Annotated in this window: 14 protein-coding genes and 1 other annotated feature (1 of these 15 only partly in view); of the genes, 11 read left to right on the forward strand and 3 right to left on the reverse strand. The window is 56.3% G+C overall.

Annotated elements, in window-relative coordinates; all coding sequences use genetic code 11:
- On the forward strand, window positions 1-483 hold a 483-nt coding region (locus CHH67_RS26720; protein WP_244908120.1), incomplete at its 5' end, for a hypothetical protein.
- Between the two features lie 542 nt (window positions 484-1,025).
- On the opposite strand, the gene CHH67_RS07505 is transcribed toward CHH67_RS26720, so the two are convergent.
- Entirely contained in the window at window positions 1,026-3,068 is a 2,043-nt protein-coding gene (locus CHH67_RS07505; RefSeq protein WP_095264554.1) for an alpha/beta hydrolase family protein, read from the reverse strand.
- Window positions 3,069-3,406: 338 nt separating this feature from the next.
- On the opposite strand from CHH67_RS07505, the gene CHH67_RS07510 reads away from it, so the two are divergent.
- From CHH67_RS07510 to CHH67_RS07520, 3 genes are all read left to right on the forward strand, one after another.
- Window positions 3,407-3,991, forward strand: coding sequence for a nitroreductase family protein (locus tag CHH67_RS07510; protein ID WP_095264555.1), 585 nt, complete (start codon window positions 3,407-3,409; stop codon window positions 3,989-3,991).
- Window positions 3,992-4,093: 102 nt separating this feature from the next.
- Window positions 4,094-4,465: a hypothetical protein gene (locus CHH67_RS07515; protein WP_095264556.1), complete on the forward strand. Its 372-nt coding sequence runs from the start codon at window positions 4,094-4,096 to the stop codon at window positions 4,463-4,465.
- Between the two features lie 149 nt (window positions 4,466-4,614).
- On the forward strand, window positions 4,615-5,445 hold the full coding sequence (locus CHH67_RS07520) for an aldo/keto reductase (protein ID WP_095264557.1): 831 nt from the start codon (window positions 4,615-4,617) through the stop codon (window positions 5,443-5,445).
- Between the two features lie 127 nt (window positions 5,446-5,572).
- On the opposite strand, the gene CHH67_RS07525 is transcribed toward CHH67_RS07520, so the two are convergent.
- The gene (locus tag CHH67_RS07525) at window positions 5,573-7,087 is read right to left on the reverse strand and encodes an MDR family MFS transporter (RefSeq protein WP_095264558.1); all 1,515 of its coding nucleotides are present in this window, start codon (window positions 7,085-7,087) and stop codon (window positions 5,573-5,575) included.
- Window positions 7,088-7,604: 517 nt separating this feature from the next.
- Window positions 7,605-8,015 carry a VOC family protein gene (locus CHH67_RS07530; RefSeq protein WP_095264559.1) on the reverse strand — a complete coding sequence of 137 codons (411 nt, stop codon included), beginning with the start codon at window positions 8,013-8,015 and terminating at the stop codon, window positions 7,605-7,607.
- Between the two features lie 315 nt (window positions 8,016-8,330).
- Here CHH67_RS07530 and CHH67_RS07540 point away from each other — a divergent pair, with 315 nt between their 5' ends.
- The 7 genes from CHH67_RS07540 to CHH67_RS07570 all read left to right on the forward strand — a co-directional run bounded on the left by CHH67_RS07540 (window position 8,331) and on the right by CHH67_RS07570 (window position 19,778).
- Entirely contained in the window at window positions 8,331-9,311 is a 981-nt protein-coding gene (locus tag CHH67_RS07540) for an ABC transporter permease (protein ID WP_413773590.1), read from the forward strand.
- A gap of 15 nt (window positions 9,312-9,326) precedes the next feature.
- Window positions 9,327-10,208, forward strand: a complete 882-nt coding sequence (locus CHH67_RS07545; RefSeq protein WP_095264561.1) for a carbohydrate ABC transporter permease — start codon at window positions 9,327-9,329, stop codon at window positions 10,206-10,208.
- A gap of 192 nt (window positions 10,209-10,400) precedes the next feature.
- Window positions 10,401-11,948 carry an extracellular solute-binding protein gene (locus CHH67_RS07550; protein ID WP_095264579.1) on the forward strand — a complete coding sequence of 516 codons (1,548 nt, stop codon included), beginning with the start codon at window positions 10,401-10,403 and terminating at the stop codon, window positions 11,946-11,948.
- Between the two features lie 347 nt (window positions 11,949-12,295).
- Window positions 12,296-14,650: a cache domain-containing protein gene (locus CHH67_RS07555; RefSeq protein ID WP_095264562.1), complete on the forward strand. Its 2,355-nt coding sequence runs from the start codon at window positions 12,296-12,298 to the stop codon at window positions 14,648-14,650.
- Window positions 14,651-14,877: 227 nt separating this feature from the next.
- A complete protein-coding gene (locus CHH67_RS07560) occupies window positions 14,878-17,535 on the forward strand; it encodes an exo-rhamnogalacturonan lyase family protein (RefSeq protein WP_095264580.1) in 2,658 nt (885 codons plus the stop codon).
- A 117-nt stretch (window positions 17,536-17,652) separates the two neighbouring features.
- A complete protein-coding gene (locus CHH67_RS07565; protein WP_095264563.1) occupies window positions 17,653-18,375 on the forward strand; it encodes a DUF1961 family protein in 723 nt (240 codons plus the stop codon).
- A 203-nt stretch (window positions 18,376-18,578) separates the two neighbouring features.
- Entirely contained in the window at window positions 18,579-19,778 is a 1,200-nt protein-coding gene (locus CHH67_RS07570; protein ID WP_244908122.1) for a hypothetical protein, read from the forward strand.
- A gap of 115 nt (window positions 19,779-19,893) precedes the next feature.
- Window positions 19,894-19,998 (forward strand) — a binding site (T-box leader) (it continues 158 nt past the right edge of the window).

The raw sequence follows: 19,998 nt of genomic DNA on the forward strand, positions 1-19,998 counted from the left end.
CCTTCTCGATGTGCGGTTTCGCATCCGCATGCCTCAGCGGTTGTCGCTGGCTGTACGGTGGATGAGGCCGGTGAACCGCAGCAGGTCAAGATCCGCCTGTTGCCGCAGAGCCGAGGAACCGATACAAGGGCCTCTCGCCGCGATCTAACCGCATTCATCGATGAGCACGTGGATCGCCTTGCATCCGAAGCAACCGAAGTCCAGCTGTCCACCCAAGCTTTTCGATTGTATGCCCCTTTGCGGAGCGTGGTAAGAGAGGCGTGGGTATCGCTGAAGAATACATATGGTGCGTTGGGGAGGAAGCATCTGCAGGCGTATCTGAATGAATTCACAGGACGCCGCTGGCTTCGCGTGTCCGGAACGGCGGAGTCGATGAGGCAGAAGTTGCTGCAGATGTGCATCGCGATCCCTGGCATCTCCTACTGCCAGCTGATCGCCCGTCAGCCGGATGGGCCCTTAGAGACCTCTTTAGCCGCAGCCTGAGCGAAGGCTGGATGCGAGAGGGTGGAAGCGAGAGGATAGTTTGACGAGAGGGGGCGGAGGATGAATATGACTGTCGGATTTCGCTCGTGGAACATTATTCGCATACTTCCGCGTTAAACAGTGCAAGTGTTGACAGGGTTGGATGGTTTGACATTGGATTGAAGTAGAAGTTACGGTATATTCGTTTTTGTTTTTGTTCTTCCTCTTCCTCACAGCAGCATGCCAAGGTACCGGCGAAAATCCACAAACAATCCTACCGACAGGGTTGCAAGCCTGTAATAGGAGAAATGTATTGAATTGTAGATTAGCTTTCGAGTGAATAGGTCGGGCAGCGTATTTACCTTCTGTTTTGTCTTTTTTGCGTTCCCTGATCAAACGGGATAATGTTGCAAGGCTTGAGGTTGGTAAGTAGTTGACAAGTAGTTGGCAAGTAGTCTAACAGACAAAGCCCCTGCGGCGCTCATTGGACAAGTAACTCGCATCCAGTGAACATTTCGGCAGGGGCGCTATTAATCATAGATATGAAATCATGAGTTCCTTATTTATCTTTCAATATGCTCGACAAACCAGCGCACGATATGGCTGAGACGTCTGACGCGCAGGTATGGATGACCGCTTCGGGACAGATTGTGGTCTGCTCCCGGGAAGCGGATCAGTTGGGTGTCCTTGCCCAGACGCTTCAGGGCTGTGAATAGCTGCTCGGCCTGCTCGATCGGACAGCGCAGGTCTTGCTCCCCGTGCAGGATGAGCAGCGGGGTCTTGATTTCTTTGACGTAGGCGAGCGGAGAATGCTTCCACAACTTCTCCAGATCGTCCCAAGGGTTGCCCCAAATTTGGTCTTCGGTAAAGTTGTAGCCGATGTCGCTGACCCCATAGAAGGAAATCCAGTTCGAGATCGAGCGCTGGGTTACCGCAGCTTTGAAGCGATCGGTATGGCCTACGATCCAGTTCGTCATGAAGCCGCCGTAGCTGCCGCCGGTTACGCCAAGGCGTGAAGCGTCCACGAAGGAGTAGGTGTTCAGTACATAATCGACGGCTTCCATCAGATCCTGGTAATCCCGGCCACCGTAGTCGCCGCGTACGGTATTGACATGAACCTGACCATAGCCGTGCCCGCCGCGCGGGTTGGTGTAGATTACCGCATAGCCTGCAGCCGCAAGCAGCTGAAATTCATGCATGAATGTATGGGCATACATCGCTTGAGGACCGCCGTGAATCTCCAGTACGGCCGGCACCTTGCTGCCCTCCGTGAACTCGGTCGGTTTCATCATCCAGCCTTGGATCGTCCAGCCGTCCCCGGTCTGGAACGTGAACACCTCCGGCTCGCTTAAATTCAGCTCGTTCCACAGTTCCTCGTTGCAGTTGGTCAGCCGCTGCTCCTGCTTAAGGGATGCACTATATGCGAACAAGTCGCCTGGCTGCAGCGGGTCAGCCGCCGCAAACACAATGTTCTCCTCCGGCGTCAAGGCGAACTGATAGATTTCACGTTCGCCGCCGAGCACAAGCTCATACGTGGAGCCATCCAGAGCGAACCGGCCGATGTGGACACCGCCATCCTGGTTAAGCTGGAGGTATACCGATGTGCCATCCTTACTGAACAGTGGAGGCGTGCCTGCACTGGCTCTCATATCACTGACCGCAGCATGTCCGAGCTGCACATCCATATCGGTGTACAGCACCTGGTCTTGTCCGTCTGCGAGGGCAATGAGATGAATGCGCGCCAAGGTAGCGAATCCGCAGGAGAGATCGCTGGCAAGCATAAGCAGCGACTGTCCGTCCGGCGTATAAGCAACCGTGTAGATGGAATGCGTGCCTTCGGTCAGCTGGCGTACGGAGCCGTCCTGGACATTCAGGATGAACGCATCGTTCGTCAGGCGCAGATCCGGGTCCGGATATTGCTCGGACGAAATACTGGCAGTGTAAGCGACGCTGGAGCCATCAAGCGACCAATCAAAGCTGCCCACCTGGAACTCGCCGGAAGTGATCTGCTTGCTTTCTTCCGTTGCCAGGTTAATAAGAAATAGATGAGCGCGGCGGCCATTCCACAGGCCGATGCCGTCGCCTTTATATTTAATCCGGTCGTAGATCGCCTCTTCTGGCAGCTTCTTGCTCTCGTTGTTTCCGTTAATTCCGTTGTTGTCGTTACTGTTATTCGCGTTGCTTGTGTTCTGGTCCTGGTCGGTGCCATCCGATTCAGATACCTCGCTTCGGACGAGCAGCTGCGTTCCATCCGGCGACCATTTAAAAGCGCTGACGCCGTATTTCAGATCGGTTACAGGGCGCGCTTCCCCGCCGTCAGCAGGGATCGTCCATACTTGTGGCTTGTCGCCTTTCTTCCGCAGGAAGGCAAGCTGAGATCCGTCTGGGGACCAGGCAGGCGAGGAGTCATTCTCGCCGGAAGTGAAAGGAGTATCCTTATGGTTATCCGGGTGAAGCAGGCGAATATGGGAGGTATAGCCGTCAATCTCCTTCTTGACCGATTTATGTACATAAGCAATCGCTCCACTAGCGGGAGAGACGACGGGGTCGTTAACCCAGTGCATCCGATACAAGTCTTCTGGGGTGATCAGTCGTTTCGCAGTCATAAGGGTTCCTCCTAATCTTGGTTAAGGTTAAATCTCATTATGCTAGATTATGGTACGAAAATCCAGAGAAAAGTGCAGGGGTAAACGATCGCTTGTTCATTATGTCTATCATCATGCTTACATATTACGGGATATCAGAATTTAGGCTGTAAGAAATTCAGCAGATTAATTATCAAGGGGTCAATTATTACAAAGATCTAATCTTACGGTGCGGGCATCGAATCAGGGTCTGTTATTTTCTCCGAGAGAGCGCAGTCGTTCCATCTATTTGTTATAATTGAGATAGACTCTCAATTAGGAGTACAATGGAACCATGATCATAGAGGAGGAATCGGAAGATGAACGTTAGTGAAGCGATCCGCACGCGTCGGAGTATTGGTAAAGTCAAGCCCGACCAAGTGCCTCAAGAGATGATAGAACAAATTGTGGAAGCCGGAACATGGGCACCGAACCACAAGCTTACGGAGCCTTGGAAGTTTTATGTCATGCAAGGGGAAGGACGCGATATTCTGGGCAATGCGCTCGGCGATATTCAGGCCGCGAATGCCGGCGACACAAGCGAAGCAGCGATCGCGGCCGCTAGGGAGTCGGGACGCATCAAGGCTTACCGGGCACCGGTTGTCATCGGTGTGGCAGTCCAGCCGTCGAAGGATCCGAAGGTGATTGAGCTGGAGGAATATGGCGCGGTGTTTGCCGCTATCCAGAACATGCTGCTTGAAATCCATGCACTTGGACTCGCAGCGGTATGGAGAACAGGGGAGCCTTGCTTCCATGAGCTGATGAACAAGGCATTCGGGCTGCAGCCGGATGACAAGATGCTGGGCTTCCTCTACCTTGGCTATCCCGACATGGAGCCGAAGCCGGGGTGCAGACAAAGCGCCGCCAGCAAAACGGTGTGGCTGAACAGCACGGCGGATCTGTAATCCGTCTATCCTTATCGGCTGCTTTTCGGTATAATAAACCCTAAGTTTTGCCGGAAGGCATCCGCCTTGTTGGCAACAGACATACCAAGGGGAGTGTAGTTTGTGAAGCTTCGATTCAACGAGTGGGACCTCGGGGGCAAGTTCATATTTATTGCGTCCGGCATAGCGCTGATTTCCTTGTTCTTTAATTGGCTGGACATTGGGATCGCGACGGAGAACGGCTTTGCTCAAGGAGGCGTGTTCTTTTTTCTGTGCTTTATCTATCCGCTTGTGCAGGTGCTGCGTGACAAGCCATTAAATAAACTGGTCGGATATATACTTGCCCTTCTAGCCGTCATCTTCACGGCCATGTTTGTTAATTCCAAGACGGTTGATTTCTTCGGAGAGACCGTCAGGGGAGCCGGGGCAGGACCGTACCTGTTTATGGTGGCGTGCGGGCTTTTGACTTTCGGGATATTCAGACGCAGACTGTAGCCTGCAGGGAGCCGTGCTGGCTTGCTTGTACCGGTTTGGAATGTATATCATGTCAACTTGAGTGGAATAATAGGAATTTGATATACTTGAGGAGGCGGCTTTCGTGCCGCCTTTCTTGAGATTTACATAAACCAGGAGGGATTTTCAGAATGGCCAATCAACCATTTACTGCCGGACCTACGCTGAATGACGGGGTGGCTATGCCATGGCTGGGTCTTGGCGTATGGAAGACCAAAGAGGGAGAAGAGGTAATCCATGCCGTCAAATCGGCAATTGCTGCCGGATACCGCAGTATCGATACAGCTGCCATCTACGGAAATGAAGAAGGCGTAGGACAAGCCATTCGGGAATCCGGTGTTTCCCGGGATGAGCTGTTCATCACCACGAAGGTGTGGAACGAAGACCAGGGTTACGACAAGACGCTGAAGGCCTTCGAGACCAGCCGCAAGAAGCTGGGGCTGGATGTGATTGATCTGTACCTCATTCACTGGCCTGGCAAGGATAAATATAAGGAAACATGGAAGGCGCTGATCCACCTGCAACAAGAAGGCTACGTCCGTTCTATCGGCGTCAGCAACTTCCATGTTCATCACCTGCAAGATATTATTGAAGATTCCGGCGTCGTTCCGGTGGTGAACCAGGTGGAACTGCATCCGCTGCTTTCCCAGAAGGAACTGCTGCAGTATGCCAAGGAGAACAACATTGTGCTTGAGGCGTGGAGCCCGCTCATGCAGGGCAACCTGGATCAGCCGGTGCTGGCTGAGATCGCCCAGAAGTACAACAAGACCATCGCTCAGGTCATCCTGCGCTGGGACATTCAGAACGGCATCATCGTCATTCCGAAGTCGATCAAAGAGCATCGGATTCGGGAAAATGCTGACATTTTCGATTTTGAACTGTCCGCAGAAGATATGGCCCGAATTGACAGCCTGAACGAGAACAAGCGCTTTGGTCCGAATCCGAGCGAATTCCTGTTCTAATTGAAGACCATCGATGTATAGAAAAAAGCGAGCGCAACCTGATGTCAGGTCACGCTCGCTTTTCTATTATAAGGGACGTGCACCGTTCTACATTGATCAGGGGATGCGGCTTTGCCAGCCCCTCGGTTTAATTCGGGGCCTGCTTGGCTTTACGCTGCACCGTGACCCGCTCGCCGCCCATCATCAGAATGAAGACGAGCGCCAGAACTGCCGGTACTAGGGCCCACATAAACGTATCCGCAATCGAGCCGGCGAGCGAGGTGACAATTTGCTGGCGGATGTCCGGCGGAATCGTCGCCATCACTTCCGGCGTAAGCACGTCATCGGCGCTGACGTTAAGCCCTTCCGGCCAGCTGCCAGCGGCGGCTGCATCGGCCATTGTCCCGCTCAGAATGTTGCGCTGAATGATGCCGAAGACGGTGATGCCAACCGTCATCCCAAGCGAGCGCAGGAACGAGTTCGCCGATGTGGCTGCACCGCGCTGCCGGGCATCGAAGTTATGGATGGCGGCCATGCTCAGGACAGAGAACGAGAAGCCGACGCCGAAGCCGGTCAGCACCATATAGGCGGTGAGCAGCAGTCTCGGCGTTTCCGGTCCGATGGTGCTGAGGCAGAATATGCCGGCAATAAAGCAGGCCACCGACAGGAGCATAATGCTCCGGAACGGGATTCGGGTGGCCAGCAGGCCGCCTCCCTGGCTTCCGGCCACGCTGCCCAGCATCATCGGCATCAGGATGAGTCCGGCATTGGTGGCTGAGCCGCCATAGACGCCGGAGACGAAGATCGGGATGTAGATGGTAGCCACGATAAAGGCTGCACCGTAACATAAGGCGACCAGGTTGCTGGAAGCGAACAGCCGCTTGCGGAACATCTCGAAGGAAATGATCGGTTCGCTGGCGCGGGTCTCGGCAAACAGAAACACAAGGAACAGGAGCACGAACCCGGCGAACAGGCCTATAATTTGCGGAGAATCCCATGCAAACGTGTGGCCGCCGAGCTCCAGCCCGAACATCAGGCAGACGACAGCGCCGACAAGCGTGGTAGCCCCAGTCCAGTCAATGCGCAGCTTCCGTTTCGAGACCGTCTCCTTGTATGCGGTCAGAATCAGGATGAAAGAGATGATCCCGATCGGCACATTGACGTAAAAAATCCACTCCCAGCCAATGCTGTCGGTAATAAACGCGCCGAGCAGCGGCCCCATAATGCTGGAGGTGCCGAAGACGGCGCCGAGCAGGCCGGTCATCTTCCCGCGCTTCTCTGGCGGAAACAGGTCGAATACAATCGTGAAGGCAATCGGCATGAGCGCTCCGCCCCCGATGCCCTGGATGGCGCGGAATATAATGAGCTGTGTCATACTCCCGGCCATTCCGCACAGCGCCGAACCGATCAGAAACACGATCAGCCCGAATATAAAGAATCGCTTCCGACCGTACATGTCGGATAGCTTGCCGAAGATCGGCGTTCCTGCCATCACGGCTACCATATACACAGATGTCACCCAGACGAACTGTTCAAAACCTTGCAGATCCCGAACGATGGTGGGCATGGCCGTCGCGACGATGGTATTGTCGATGGCGGCCATAAAAATACCAAGCAATAGCCCGGCAACGACAAGCTTAATATTGCTTTGCTGTGCATTCATGTAATGGATGCTCCTTTAATGTCTCAGGGTTGTATATTTCAAAACGTACATAACGTCACGATGTTTATATTGTAGTTCGATTAACAGATGTTGGCAAGGTGGGTTCCGAAGGGCAGCACAGCAAGCAGCTGGAGGCGGGAGGCCGTCGTAGAAGTAAAAAAGAACCCGCAGCCGAAGGAGCGGATTCTTGCATTGACTTCCTAGTACGGGCGGTTGACAATGTGCCCCCTCAACGCGCTCTTCCAGGCACGGAAGCGGGCACGGGGGCACCCCGCATGGTGGCAGTCGTCAACCCGCCAACATTCGTCAGTCCATCAGCGACCAATGTTAGAGCTGCTATTCGGCAGTTCATCAGCGACCGGTGTTAGAGCTACTATTCAGCAGCCCATCAGCGACCAATGTTAGAGCTGTTATTCAGCAGTTCATCTGCGTCCGGTGCTGACCACTTTCAATGAACCGTTGATCTTGAATACTTGCCCAGCAGTCTATGTGCGATCAGTTGGCGTTTAACTACTGCTCAGCAGTTCATCTGCGGTGAGCTGGGATCAAGCTGCATAAATTCGATCCGGTTGCCGTCCGGGTCCTTGGCCCAGCATTGCCAATTGTGATCCTTTCCCTTCACCGGCTCCACATCCAGCTTCACGCCATGGCGCCGCAGGTGTTCTGCCGTCTCATGGATATCCTCCACCTCCAGGCACAAGTGCGAGAAACCGACCGGGCGAGGAGGGGCGGCTGGTTTGTCGCGTCCGCCGTAAAACAGCTCCACAAACTGTCCTTCCGTCACCTTAATATACTCAATCCATGGATTGCCTTGATCATCCCGAATATCGAAGGCCCGGGTGAACCCCAGCACATCACAGTAAAAATGCAGCGACTGCTCCATATCGGCCACATCAAAGGCCAGGTGCGCAATTTGCTTGATCTTCATCCTATATCCCCTCCCAAAGGTAAACGCTAGGGATGTTTACACCATCATCGGCATATCCCTGCCTCCTATTGTACCTTTAACTGTATCCGCTTCCAATACATTTTGACAACCGCCTCTAGTGACAACGTCAATCCCTGGAGGTTGCTCGCCGTTAGCATTGTTTTGGCCGGTTTGCACTTTTTTGAGCGGACCCTGCGCGGGGCCATGTTCTACGAATAGCAAGAAAGTCCAATTGCCGGAAAATGCCTGCTGACCCATAATAAAATCTACATCAGAACAATCAACCAGCGCTTTTAGAATACGGAGGTGAATGAGGTGAATCAAGCCGCAGCGCCGAAGGCCGCTGTGAACGGGGAGCGCTTTAAGACAAGCAAGGGGCCGGGCACGCCCCGGGGGGTGAAGCTACGACGGCTGAGAAGGGATAAATGGCTGTACATTTTGCTAATTCCCGGCCTGCTGTACTTCCTGATATTCAAATATGTGCCGATGTGGGGCGTGCTGCTGGCCTTCAAGGATTATCAGCCCTTTGTCGGGTTCTGGAACAGCCCTTGGGTAGGCTTCGAGCATTTCCGGGTGTTCTTTCAAAATCCGGACTTCTATATGCTGCTGCGCAACACGCTGATCCTGTCCTTGTACAATCTTGTGTTTTTCTTTCCTGCCCCGATCATCCTGGCGATTCTTCTGAACGAAATCCGTCGTTCCTTTTACAAAAGAGCGATCCAGACGATGCTGTATGTTCCGCATTTTATCTCGATGGTCATCGTCGCGAGCCTCACCTATGTGCTGCTGACCACCGAAGGCGGCGTCATCAACGAATTGTTGTATGCGTTTACAGGGCGGAAGATCGAATTTCTGTCCGATCCGGACTGGTTCCGGCCGCTGATCATTATCCAGACCATCTGGAAAGAGAGCGGATGGGGAACGATCATCTTCCTGGCGGCGCTGGCGGGCGTCGATATGGAGCAGTACGAAGCGGCGATTGTGGACGGAGCGAACCGCTGGAGGCAAATATGGCATATTACGCTGCCGGCGATCCGAAGCACGATTGTCATTTTGCTCATTTTGCGGATGGGTTCGATTCTCGATAACGGGTTTGAACAGATCTTCCTGATGATGAATGCGCTCAACCGTGAGGTCGCCGAAGTGTTTGACACCTATGTGTACACGCTTGGCATCACGCAAGGGGCGTTCAGCTACAGTACGGCGGTCGGCCTGTTTAAATCGGTGATCGGCGTCATTCTCGTGGTCGGCACCAACTGGCTGGCCAAAAAATTCGGCGAGTCTGGACTCTATTAGAAAGGAGGGAATGCGGTGACGAAGCATTACAGAACCGCGGGCGGCACCGTCTTCGATCTGCTTAACTACGTCTTCCTCGGCTTGTTCGGCCTGCTGGCGGTACTCCCGTTTATTTTTGTCCTGTCCGGCTCCTTTGCCACTGATGCCGAAATTACCAAAAGAGCCGTGTTCCTGATTCCCTCCACCTTCTCCATTGATGCGTATCGATTCATCTTCTCCACAGACACGATCCTGCGCAGCATCGGGGTGTCGGTATATGTCACGGTGGTGGGCACGATCGTCAACCTGATCTTTACGGTGACGATGGCTTATCCGCTCGCCCGGCGAGGTTTGATGGGCCGCAATCTCATTCTCAACCTGGTCATCTTCACGATGCTGTTTGGCGGCGGAATGATACCGACGTATCTGGTCATTCGGGACTTGAATCTGCTCGACTCCTTGAACGCCTTGATTATTCCGGGCGCCATCAGTGCCTTTAACCTGATCATTGTCAAAAATTTCTTCCAGGAGCTTCCGCCGGGGCTGGAGGAGGCCGCCCGCATTGACGGCTGCAACGAGCTGGGGCTGCTGTGGAGAATCGTGCTTCCGCTCTCGAAGCCCGTGCTTGCGACCTTTACGCTGTTTTACGCGGTGGGCCACTGGAACAACTTCTTCTCGGCGCTGCTCTATATCAATGATCCGGAGAAATGGCCGCTGCAGGTCATGCTTCGCCAGATTGTCATGCTGTCCCAGTCGGCCGGGGACATCACGTCGATGGACCCGAGCTTTGTGCCGCCGCCGGAGCAGTCGGTCAAGATGGCGGTCATCGTGGTTGGTACGCTGCCGATCCTGTGTGTGTATCCGTTCTTGCAGAAGCATTTTGCCAAAGGGGTGCTGCTCGGGTCGATCAAGGGCTAGCGTATTGCAGCTCAGCGTCTTCATCAATTCAGCTTGAGGGAACTGCACCGGTCCTGTCCGTGCCCTGCCCTGGCCTTATGGCTGCGAGTGCTGGAACAGCTGTCGGTGTAACTATATCCAACTTTTTCCGAAATAAGAAGGAGGTATCAAGGACAAGTGAAGCAACGATGGAACAGAAGAAGCTGGCTGGCCATGCTGCTGGCCATGGTCCTGCTGCTGGTGGCCGGATGCGGCGGATCAGCGCCTGCGGCGACCGAAACTCCGGGCTCCGGTAACGAGCCCACGCCGAATGAAGGTCAGCAGGCGGAGGAACCGCTGAACCTGACGATCATGCTTCCGATCTTCAAGACGAATTATCCCAAGGACGGAAGCCCGGTCGTAGCAGAGCTTGAACAGCGGACCAACACCCGCATTCATCTGGAATGGGTGCCGAATGCATCCTATACTGACAAGTTTAATATTACGCTGGCCTCAGGCAAGCTCCCGACCATTATGTACGTCCCGGATGCTAAGGCATCCAGCTTTGTCAGCGCGGCCAAATCCGGAGCCTTCTGGGAAGTGGGGCCTTATCTGAAGGATTACCCGAACCTGAGCCAGGCCAATGAAGTCATTCTCCGAAATTCCTCGATTGAAGGGAAGAATTACGGCATCTACCGCGGCCGCGTGCTGGGCCGTAACGGGGTGGTGTTCCGCAAGGACTGGCTGGAGAATGTCGGGCTTGAGCCGCCGCAGACGATCGATGACTTCTATAATGTGCTGAAGGCTTTTAAGGAACAAGACCCTGACGGAAATGGCAAGGACGACACGTACGGCATGGTGCTGGTCAAATGGACCGGTCAATGGGCCAGCGGCTTCGATATTATGAAGCTGTGGTTCGGCGTCCCGAACAAATGGGGTCTTCAGGACGGCAAGCTTATGCCGGAGCATGAATTCCCGGAGTATGTGGAAGCGCTTCAATTCATGAAGAAGCTGTATGACGAGAAGCTGATTAATGCGGATTTTGCCGTGATGGACAGCGCCAAGTGGAATGATCCGGTTGTAAACGGCACGGCCGGGGTCATTGTCGACGTCGTGGATACTGCGGCCCGGATTGATGACCGAATCAAGGCCGCGGCTGCCCAGGCAGGAAAGGAGTTTCCGGAAGGCGAGCACTACATGGATGTGGTGGGCGCTGTTGCCGGAAGCGACGGACAGCTGCGCACACTGCCAACCTCCGGGTTCGCCGGCATGCTGGCCATCCCGAAATCGACGGTCAAGAGCGAGGAGGAGTTCAAGCGGGTGCTGGCCTTCCTGGACCAGCTGAATGAGCCGGAGCTGCAGACCTTGCTCGGCTTCGGCCTGGAAGGGACGCACTACACGCTGGAGGGCGAGCATGTTGTGCCGGTTAAGGATACGGTGCTGCTGGAATCGGAGGTGGAGGGGCTGAACCAGATGCTGACCTTTATACCGATGGACCAGGGGCGGAAGGTGAAGCAGACACCGCTTCGGATCAAGCAGGAGGAAGTGCAGAGGGCTAACGAGGAGTTCATTGTCAGCAATCCGGCCGAGCCGTTCATCTCCACCGTATACACGCAGAAGGGCGCGCAGCTTGATAACATCATCAATGATGCCCGGATCAAGTATATCGTCGGACAGATCGATGAGGCCGGGCTGCAATCGGCATTCCAAGTATGGCGCAACACCGGCGGAAGCGAGCTGATTGAGGAGATGAACGAGCTGTACAGTCAGGCCGCGCCTTAACCAACATTCGTAAATGTCCACCCATTCATAGCTGCATCAGGCAGCTGGTCTGCCTCGCAGCCAGCCAGGTGCAGGGGCCTTTCCCTGTTGCAGCCTGAGCCATCGATATCGCTGAATCATGACGGTACGGAAGAGCCTTCTTTTCTGTACCGTCATTTCTCGGTTCCCTGAACAAATCCCTGATTAAATCTCCGGACAAATCTCCGATCAAACAAAAAAGAAGCGGAAAAAACCTTGTATTTCAAATTGAATGCGTTTACATTCTAATTATGCAATAGAAGGAAAAGTCGGTGATTATTGGTTAGGGTGATAGAAGTCCTCAAAAAATCATTTCGGTTGGTGAGAGCATGCGAATCCTGAGCCTGCAGCAGTTGAAGCCCCGCCGGCTGTTCCATCGCGGGGGAAAATATTATCGCAGCAGCCTGATCATGATGCTCGTGGTCTCTGCCATCCCGGGGCTGATTACGGCCGGGCTGCTGTATTGGATGGCGGGAGGGCGCCTCGAAGCGGAGCTGCTCAAGATGCATCATGACCAGATTGAACAGCGGGCGGCCAACATTAACGAACAGCTCTCGAATCTGGAACTGATGCTGGCGCACTGGGCGTTTGACCCCAAGTTTGATTACAGCCTCAGCGGTCTTGATTTCAAGCTGGCCTTCGAACGGTCGCGGGACATTACGAAGACGCTGCTGGTCATGCAGGGCTCCAATACGATGGTGAAGCAGGTGGAGCTGTATCTGGCCGAGGAGCAGCCGATTCTGTTCAATCCCGAGTACGGGGAGATCGCCTTGGGCGAGCTCAGTCGCCAATACGGCAGGCTGCTTGAGAGTGAGCAGAGCATGTACTGGACCGAGTGGGCATTTGACCCGAAGCGTCCGGCGGTGAAGGAGCTGACGCTGGTCCATCATATCCCCGGCGGAAGCCAGCAGCCGTTCGGCGCGCTGCTGATACGCATGGACCCGCAGAAGGTTGCAGCCATGTTGCGGACGATGACGCCGTACAATGACGGCGAGACGTTCCTGGTGGAGACCGGGGGCGAGCTGTTCGCCTCGGCCAGCGGCAGCGGCAGCGATGGGGCGCTGGTGACGGCGCTGCGAAGCAGCATCGCGGCGCGGGAGACGGGGAGCAGGACATCCTTCTTCATGAACTGGGACGGCGCGACGTATACGGTAACCTACGGCTCGTTCTCCCGGATTGCGGCGGACTGGAACTATGTGTCGGCCGCGCCGATCAGCAGCATTACGATGCCGGTTGTGTTCATATCGAAGCTGATCTTCGCCGTCAGTGCCAGCGCCCTGATCGTGGCCGGCATTCTGTCCTGGCTGGCTTCCCGCAAAATGTACTCCCCGGTAAGAAGACTGCTGCAGCAGCTGCTGCCTGAGCAGATGAACGCCGGCGGCCGGGATGACGAATTCACGCTGATCGAGCGGCAGTGGCAGCATCTGCACTGGGAGAGCCATGACCTGCAGCGGAAGCTGACCGAACAGCTGCCGCATGTGAAGGAGAGCTTCTTGCACCAGCTGCTGCTCGGATATCTGTCCGCCTATTCGGAGCAGGAGCTGCGCAGCCGGATGGCGCATTTCAAATGGACGCTGGATGACCACTGTCTGGTGGTGATGTATATACAGCTGTCCGGAATGACCCGGCTGGACGGCAAGTTCCAGACCGGAGACGAGGGGCTCGTCTCCTACGCATCCGCGAATATCGTCCGCGAGCTGGCAGAGCAGCAGTTCGGCCAATCGGACGTGATCAACTTTCATGACCTTACAGCCGGTCTATTGCTCATTCTTCCGAGCGGCCCGCCTATCCGGGAGAAGGTGCTTCGCTTCGGCGGGGAGCTGACGGATACGATCAACCGCATACTGAAGCTGAGAGTTACCGCCGCCTTTAGCCCGCCTGTGACCCGGGTCAGTGAGATTCCGCTCGTATTCGAGGCCGCGCAGCAGGCGGCAAGCCATCGGCTGTTCGGGAGCGACAATCAGCTGATCGACATGAGCGAGCTGGACCGGGACGGGGTTTACGATACCGAGCCGCGGTATTCCTTCACGCTGGAGCGGGAGCTGATCCAGGCGCTGCGGACAGGGCAGCGGGAGGAAGCCTTCCGGATTCTGGACGAATTTCTGGCCGTTCTTGGAGCGGGCGGTGCGAAAGCGATGGAGGTGCAGCAGGGCATGCTGCATCTGCTGGGCAGCGTTCAGCATGCGATGATGGTGTCCGGGATTCAGCCGGGCAGACTGTTCAAGGGCGTCAACATGTACGAGGCGCTGTCGGAAATCCGGGAGCCCGAGCTGATCGGAAGCTGGTTCCGGGAGAAGGTGGTGTCTCCGTATATGCAGGAGCTGGCCGACCGGGCAGACGGCGGCGTCAAGATGCTCATCGAACAGGCGATGATTTACATGCAGCAGCACTATATGCAGGATATTTCGCTGGACAGCTGTGCCGATCATATCGGGACGAACCCGTTCTTCCTGAGCAAAGCCTTCAAGCAGGTAACCGGCAAGAACTTCATCGATTATTTGACCGGACTGCGGATGGACAAAGCGAAGGAGCTGCTTCGGGACACGGGGATGCGCATATGCGACGTGGCCGGGCAGGTGGGGTATCAGCACAGCTATTTTAACCGGATATTCAAAAAACAAGAGGGCATCACCCCGACCCAATACCGGGAGCTGAGCCAGTATGACGGTATGTCCTCTCCATAGATTGCAGCGATGGCCGGCACATAGCGCCGGTTATTTTTTTGTCCGGAGTCAGGCTGAACGATCCCGAAATCCACCGGACAATAATGTCCAAAGCGGATAAAAATGTGCAAGCAAAGGGCCGCACCGCACGGCGGTATGCGCAAGAAAGTCCAATTGCCTGCAAGCCCGGGGCCTTCTACACTGGGGGTACGACTCTTAGACGGGAGATGATAGGGATGAAGGCACGAATGGTTTCGCCAGTATCCATCGATCTGCGTTGGCTGACACAGCCGGAGGTGGCGACCGGTGTAACATGGGGAGTTCCATGGAAAAAAGGGGAGTTGTCTAAGCAGCAGCTTGCACTCCTGCAGCTGGAGGAGGCGTCCGGCGAGCCCGAGCGGCATCAGGTGCAGAGCTGGCCGGCTGCCTTCTGGCCTGACGGCAGCATCAAATGGTCGGCGCATGCAGCGGTATGCCAGCGCCCGGCTCCCTCCGGCTACAGGCTGGCCTTGGCTTCAGCGCCGGAAGGGGCCTTGGATAAGCCCGAGGCCGGCCGCCGGGGCGTGCTGGTGCGCGATACGCCGGAGGCATACATCGTCGATACCGGGGTGATCACCTGCCGCGTGCCTAAGCAGGGGCCGGGGATCATCGACCGGATCGTCCGGGAAGGCCGCGACATCTGCAGCGGCGGGCGGCTTGTCGCGATCCGGGAGAAGGAGAGCGGCGTCACCGGGCTTATGACGCTGCAGCAGGAGCGCTTTGAAGGGGAGACGCTGCGGGCGAAGCTGGAGCAGGCAGGGCCCGTACGGGCGGTGATCAAGCTGGAGGGAAGGCATCGCTCCCGGAGCGGATCTCGCGCCTGGCTGCCGTATTCGCTGCGGCTGTATTTCTATGCTGGGCTGGACTCGATCCGGATGGTCCATACCTTTCACTATGACGGCAACCCGGCGGAGGATTATATTCGGGGGCTCGGGATGGTGTTTAGCGTCCCGATGCGAGGTGAACTGTACAATCGGCATATCCGGTTCGGCGGCGATACGGGGATATTCAGCGAGTCACCGAAGTCGCTCCATACCCGCCGTACCAAAGGCCGTTATCTGGCGTTGTATCGGGATCAGACGGCAGGGCGCATCGTGAGCTTCACGCCGGAGGACGATGCCTACTTCCTCGGGCTGCTGGATGATTCGGCGCAGTGGGACAGCTTCAGCCTAGTGCAAGCCTCCGCAGATCATTACCGAATCTCGAAACGGACGCAAGCAGGCTGCAGTGCGGTGAAGGCAGCGGAAGGAAGGCGGGCATGCGGCATCGGGTATCTGGGCGGCGAAGGCGGGGGGCTTTCGGTCGGGATGAAGGATTTCTGGCAGAAGCATCCGGCCGGGCTGGAAGTGGAAGCAGCAACGGTTCCGGCGGGTGGCAGCGCCCGCTTCACCGCCTGGTTCTGGTCGCCGGAAGCGCCGCGCATGGATCTGCGACATTACGATACGAAGACGCATGTGGAATCCGCCTATGAAGGGGCAGAGGAGCTGCGTGCCACGCCGTATGGGATTGCGAATACCCACGAGCTAATGCTGTGGTGCACGGCCGATACACCCGGGGAGGACGAGCTGCGGCGGATGGCCGAAGCGGCTGCGTGTCCGCCGCAGCTGGTATGCACCCCGGAGCATTATCACGATACCCGGGCTTTTGGGCCGTGGAGCCTGCCGGATCGCAGCACGCCGGTAAAGGCTTATCTGGAGGACCGGCTGGATGGCATTATCGCGTACTACCAGCGTGAGGCGGAGCAGCGCAGATGGTACGGCTTCTGGGATTATGGCGATTTCATGCACAGCTATGACCCGGTCCGGCATGTGTGGAATTACGATTTAGGGGGCTGTGCCTGGCAGAACACGGAGCTTGCGCCGAATATGTGGCTCTGGTACATGTTCCTCCGCTCCGGAAGGGAAGACGTGTTCCGGCTGGCAGAGGCGATGACGCGGCATACGAGCGAGGTGGACGTGTACCATTTTGGAGAATACGCCGGGCTTGGCTCCAGGCATAATGTGGTGCACTGGGGCTGTGGCTGCAAGGAAGCGAGAATTGCTATGGCAGGCCTGCACCGTTATTACTACTACCTGACGGCCGACGAGCGGATCGGCGATATCATGGACGAAGTCAGAGACGCGGATTACGCTACGGTCACGCTGGACCCGATGCGCGCTTATTTTCCCAAGGATGAATTCCCGACGCACATTCGGGTGGGGCCGGATTGGGCAGCGTTCAGCTCGAACTGGATGACCTGGTGGGAGCGGCATGGCGACACGGCATACAGGGACAAAATCATAACTGGCATCAACAGCATTAAGCAGGCGAATTTCCGGCTGCTGTCAGGCCCGACGTATGGTTACGATCCGAAGACGGGAGTGCTGACGGGCATGGGCGATGACAACTGGGGCCGCCATCTGGCGATCTGCATGGGCGGACCGCAGGTGTGGTTCGAGCTGGCCGAAATGCTGGAGGACCCGGAATGGGAGGATATGCTGGCTGAGTTCGGCGTATTCTACAACCTGCCATCCGAGGAGAAATCAGCCCTGACCAATGGCGTGATCACCGGCGAGCCGCTGCGGTTCGAGCACCCGGTGCTGAGCGTGGCCATCGCCGCTTACGGAGCCTATTACCGCAACCATGCCGCAACGGCGGCGCGCTGCTGGTCGATTCTGCTTGGCAATCCGTTCGGCCAGACCGATCTGAAAGAGAAGGAGCAGCTGGTAACCCATGTACGGGAGCTGCGGGAAATTGACTGGATGAATACGAACGAAGCCTCGCAGTGGTCGCTGAACACGATCATCAGCCTGGAGCTGATCGGCAATTCGCTGCCGGAGAAGCTGGAGGAAGCGGCGGCTTTGGCGGATCAGCTTAGCCGGGCATAAACGCAGCCGGTCGCATCGCATGTGTGCTGCCGGTCACACCAGCATGGTGTATCACCGATCGCACCGCATGCGTATCGCCGGTCGTTTCAACTTGTGTATTAAGGGAGGCGGAGCTGCATGGATACCCCATATGAAACGGATCATTCATCATCTCAGGCACACCAAACGGTGCCTGACAATTGGAAGCTCCTGTATCATAACCCGCTCCATTCGCCGGATTGCATTGCTGGCTTCCGGATGGAGGGGGCGGGGGCGGTTACTTTTCCGCTGGGGAGGATGCGCCTGGAAAGTGTCCGTCAGGCGGAGGAAGGCCAGAAGGCTAACTTTGTATATTGGTGCCCGGAGGAGTTCCCGCCTGATATTGCTATTACATGGGAGTTTTGGCCGATCCGCGAGCCCGGGCTTGCTATCATGTTTCTGGCGGCTGTAGGCGCCGGGGGGCGGGATCTGTTCGATCCTGTACTGGCGCCAAGAACGGGAGTGTATGAGCAGTATCATCATGGAGAGATGCATGCGCTGCATATTTCCTATTTTCGGCGGCGGTGGCCGGAGGAGCGAAGCTTTCATACATGCAATTTCCGCAAAAGTTACGGCTTTCACCTCGTTGCCCAGGGGGCCGACCCGATCCCGGGCACGGCCGATGCCGCAGGGCCGTACCGGCTGCTGGCGCTCAAGCAAGGCGCACAGGTGACGTTCTCTGTCAACGGACTGCAGGTGTTCTCCTGGATGGATGACGGGGCCCGTTATGGCCCGCCGCTGGCGGGAGGGAGAGTCGGGTTCCGCCAGATGGCCCCGCTCATAGCGGAATACGCCAATCTGACAGTCTATGAGGTGACATAGAGGCATAGGGTAAGGGGAACTTGGCGTATTTGAGCATTCAACGGTTTAAGTACGGCAGGAGCTTGAGAGACATAACTTCTGGTCCCACGAACACACATGCGATTCATTCAACGAATTCCAACGAATGAAGGAGGACGAGCTAGGTGAAGGAAGTCTACGAGATTGCCAAGGTGGATATATCCGCCGCCGGGCCCAGATGCAAAATGCTGCTGGGAGACCTGAACGGAGACGGGCGGATGGAGATGCTGCTGGTCCAGCCGGACGACCGGCAGGATGTGCGGTATATTCCGCATCAGGTGCAGTGCCTGACGGCTTATGACTTGAGCGGCCGCCAGCTGTGGCAGCACGGGACGCCGAGCGAAACGGCCGGCAGCCCGGGCTCGGATTACCCGGCGCAAATCTACGACATTGACGGAGACGGCGCGCTGGAGGTGCTCTGCGTCATGGATGGCCGACTGCAGATGCTCGATGGCGCCACCGGGCGTGTGAAATCGTCATTTCTGCTTCCGGATCCGCACGCCCATGATTGCATTATCGTTGCCAATCTTTCTGGCGGAGCGCATGCCTCAGATCTGTTGCTGAAGGACCGTTATGAGCGCATGTGGGCGCTGAATCGCGACGGAGAGGTGCTGTGGACACATAAGGGAAATGTCGGCCACTACCCCTGGGTGTACGATCTGGATGGCGACGGATACGACGAGGTTATGGCGGGCTACGATTTGCTGGATCACACCGGCAGGCTGCGCTGGTCCTGCCGGAACCTGGACGACCATGCGGATTGCATCTGGGTCGGCGACGTCAATGGGGACGGCGAGCCGGAGCTGGTGATCGGCGGCAGTGTGACGGTGATGTACGACCGAAACGGCAGCGAGCTGTGGCGGTACGAGGGCTCGGTGGAATCCCAGCATATTGCGCTTGGTAAGTTCCGCACCGACCTGCCTGGCTTGCAGATTGCCGGGCTCGACCGGATCACCCGCGAGGATGACGGCAAAGGGCTGAAGGGCAAGGATGCGCTCTTCCTGCTGGATGAGCAGGGACGGGAACTGTGGAAGGAAGCGAGATCGACGAGCGGCTGGCTCACCATTGCCGAGACGCTCAGCCGCTGGAGCGCGGATGCACCGGATTACATCCTGGCCTACCGGCGCGGCGGCGGGGTCCATCCCTCGCTGTATGACGGGTTTATGAACGTGGTGGCCGAGTTTCCGCTGGATGGATATGTCGTTCATGGTCCGATCTTTGGGCTGGAGACAGAGCAGGTCATTGTCTATACCGATGCGGTCGCGGCCATTTACGCGAGCAGCCCCATCGATCCGGCAGCCCCGCCGTCAGGCACACCGCTGCCGCAGCCGAAGCGGCTGTCCCACTCCACACTGTATCCTGGCGGGGAATATGGAGCAAGATAGGGTGTTTTATGCGCGCTGTTGATCGGCTGTGCGGGGAGCGGTTCGGTCCGATATTTTTGCAATATCCAGAAATAAATGTTTGCCCCGGACGGCTTTCTTGTATATTATAATTGTAATAAATGCGATGACGAGATGAGTAGATAATGATTTTCTTTTGCAGAGAGCTCCGGTCAGCTGGGAAGGAGTAAAGAACTCATTATTGAATAAAGCCTCTGAGCAG

Origin of the sequence: Paenibacillus campinasensis (genome assembly GCF_002272015.1) — a bacterium.
Classification (GTDB): Bacteria; Bacillota; Bacilli; order Paenibacillales; family Paenibacillaceae; genus Paenibacillus_AQ; species Paenibacillus_AQ campinasensis.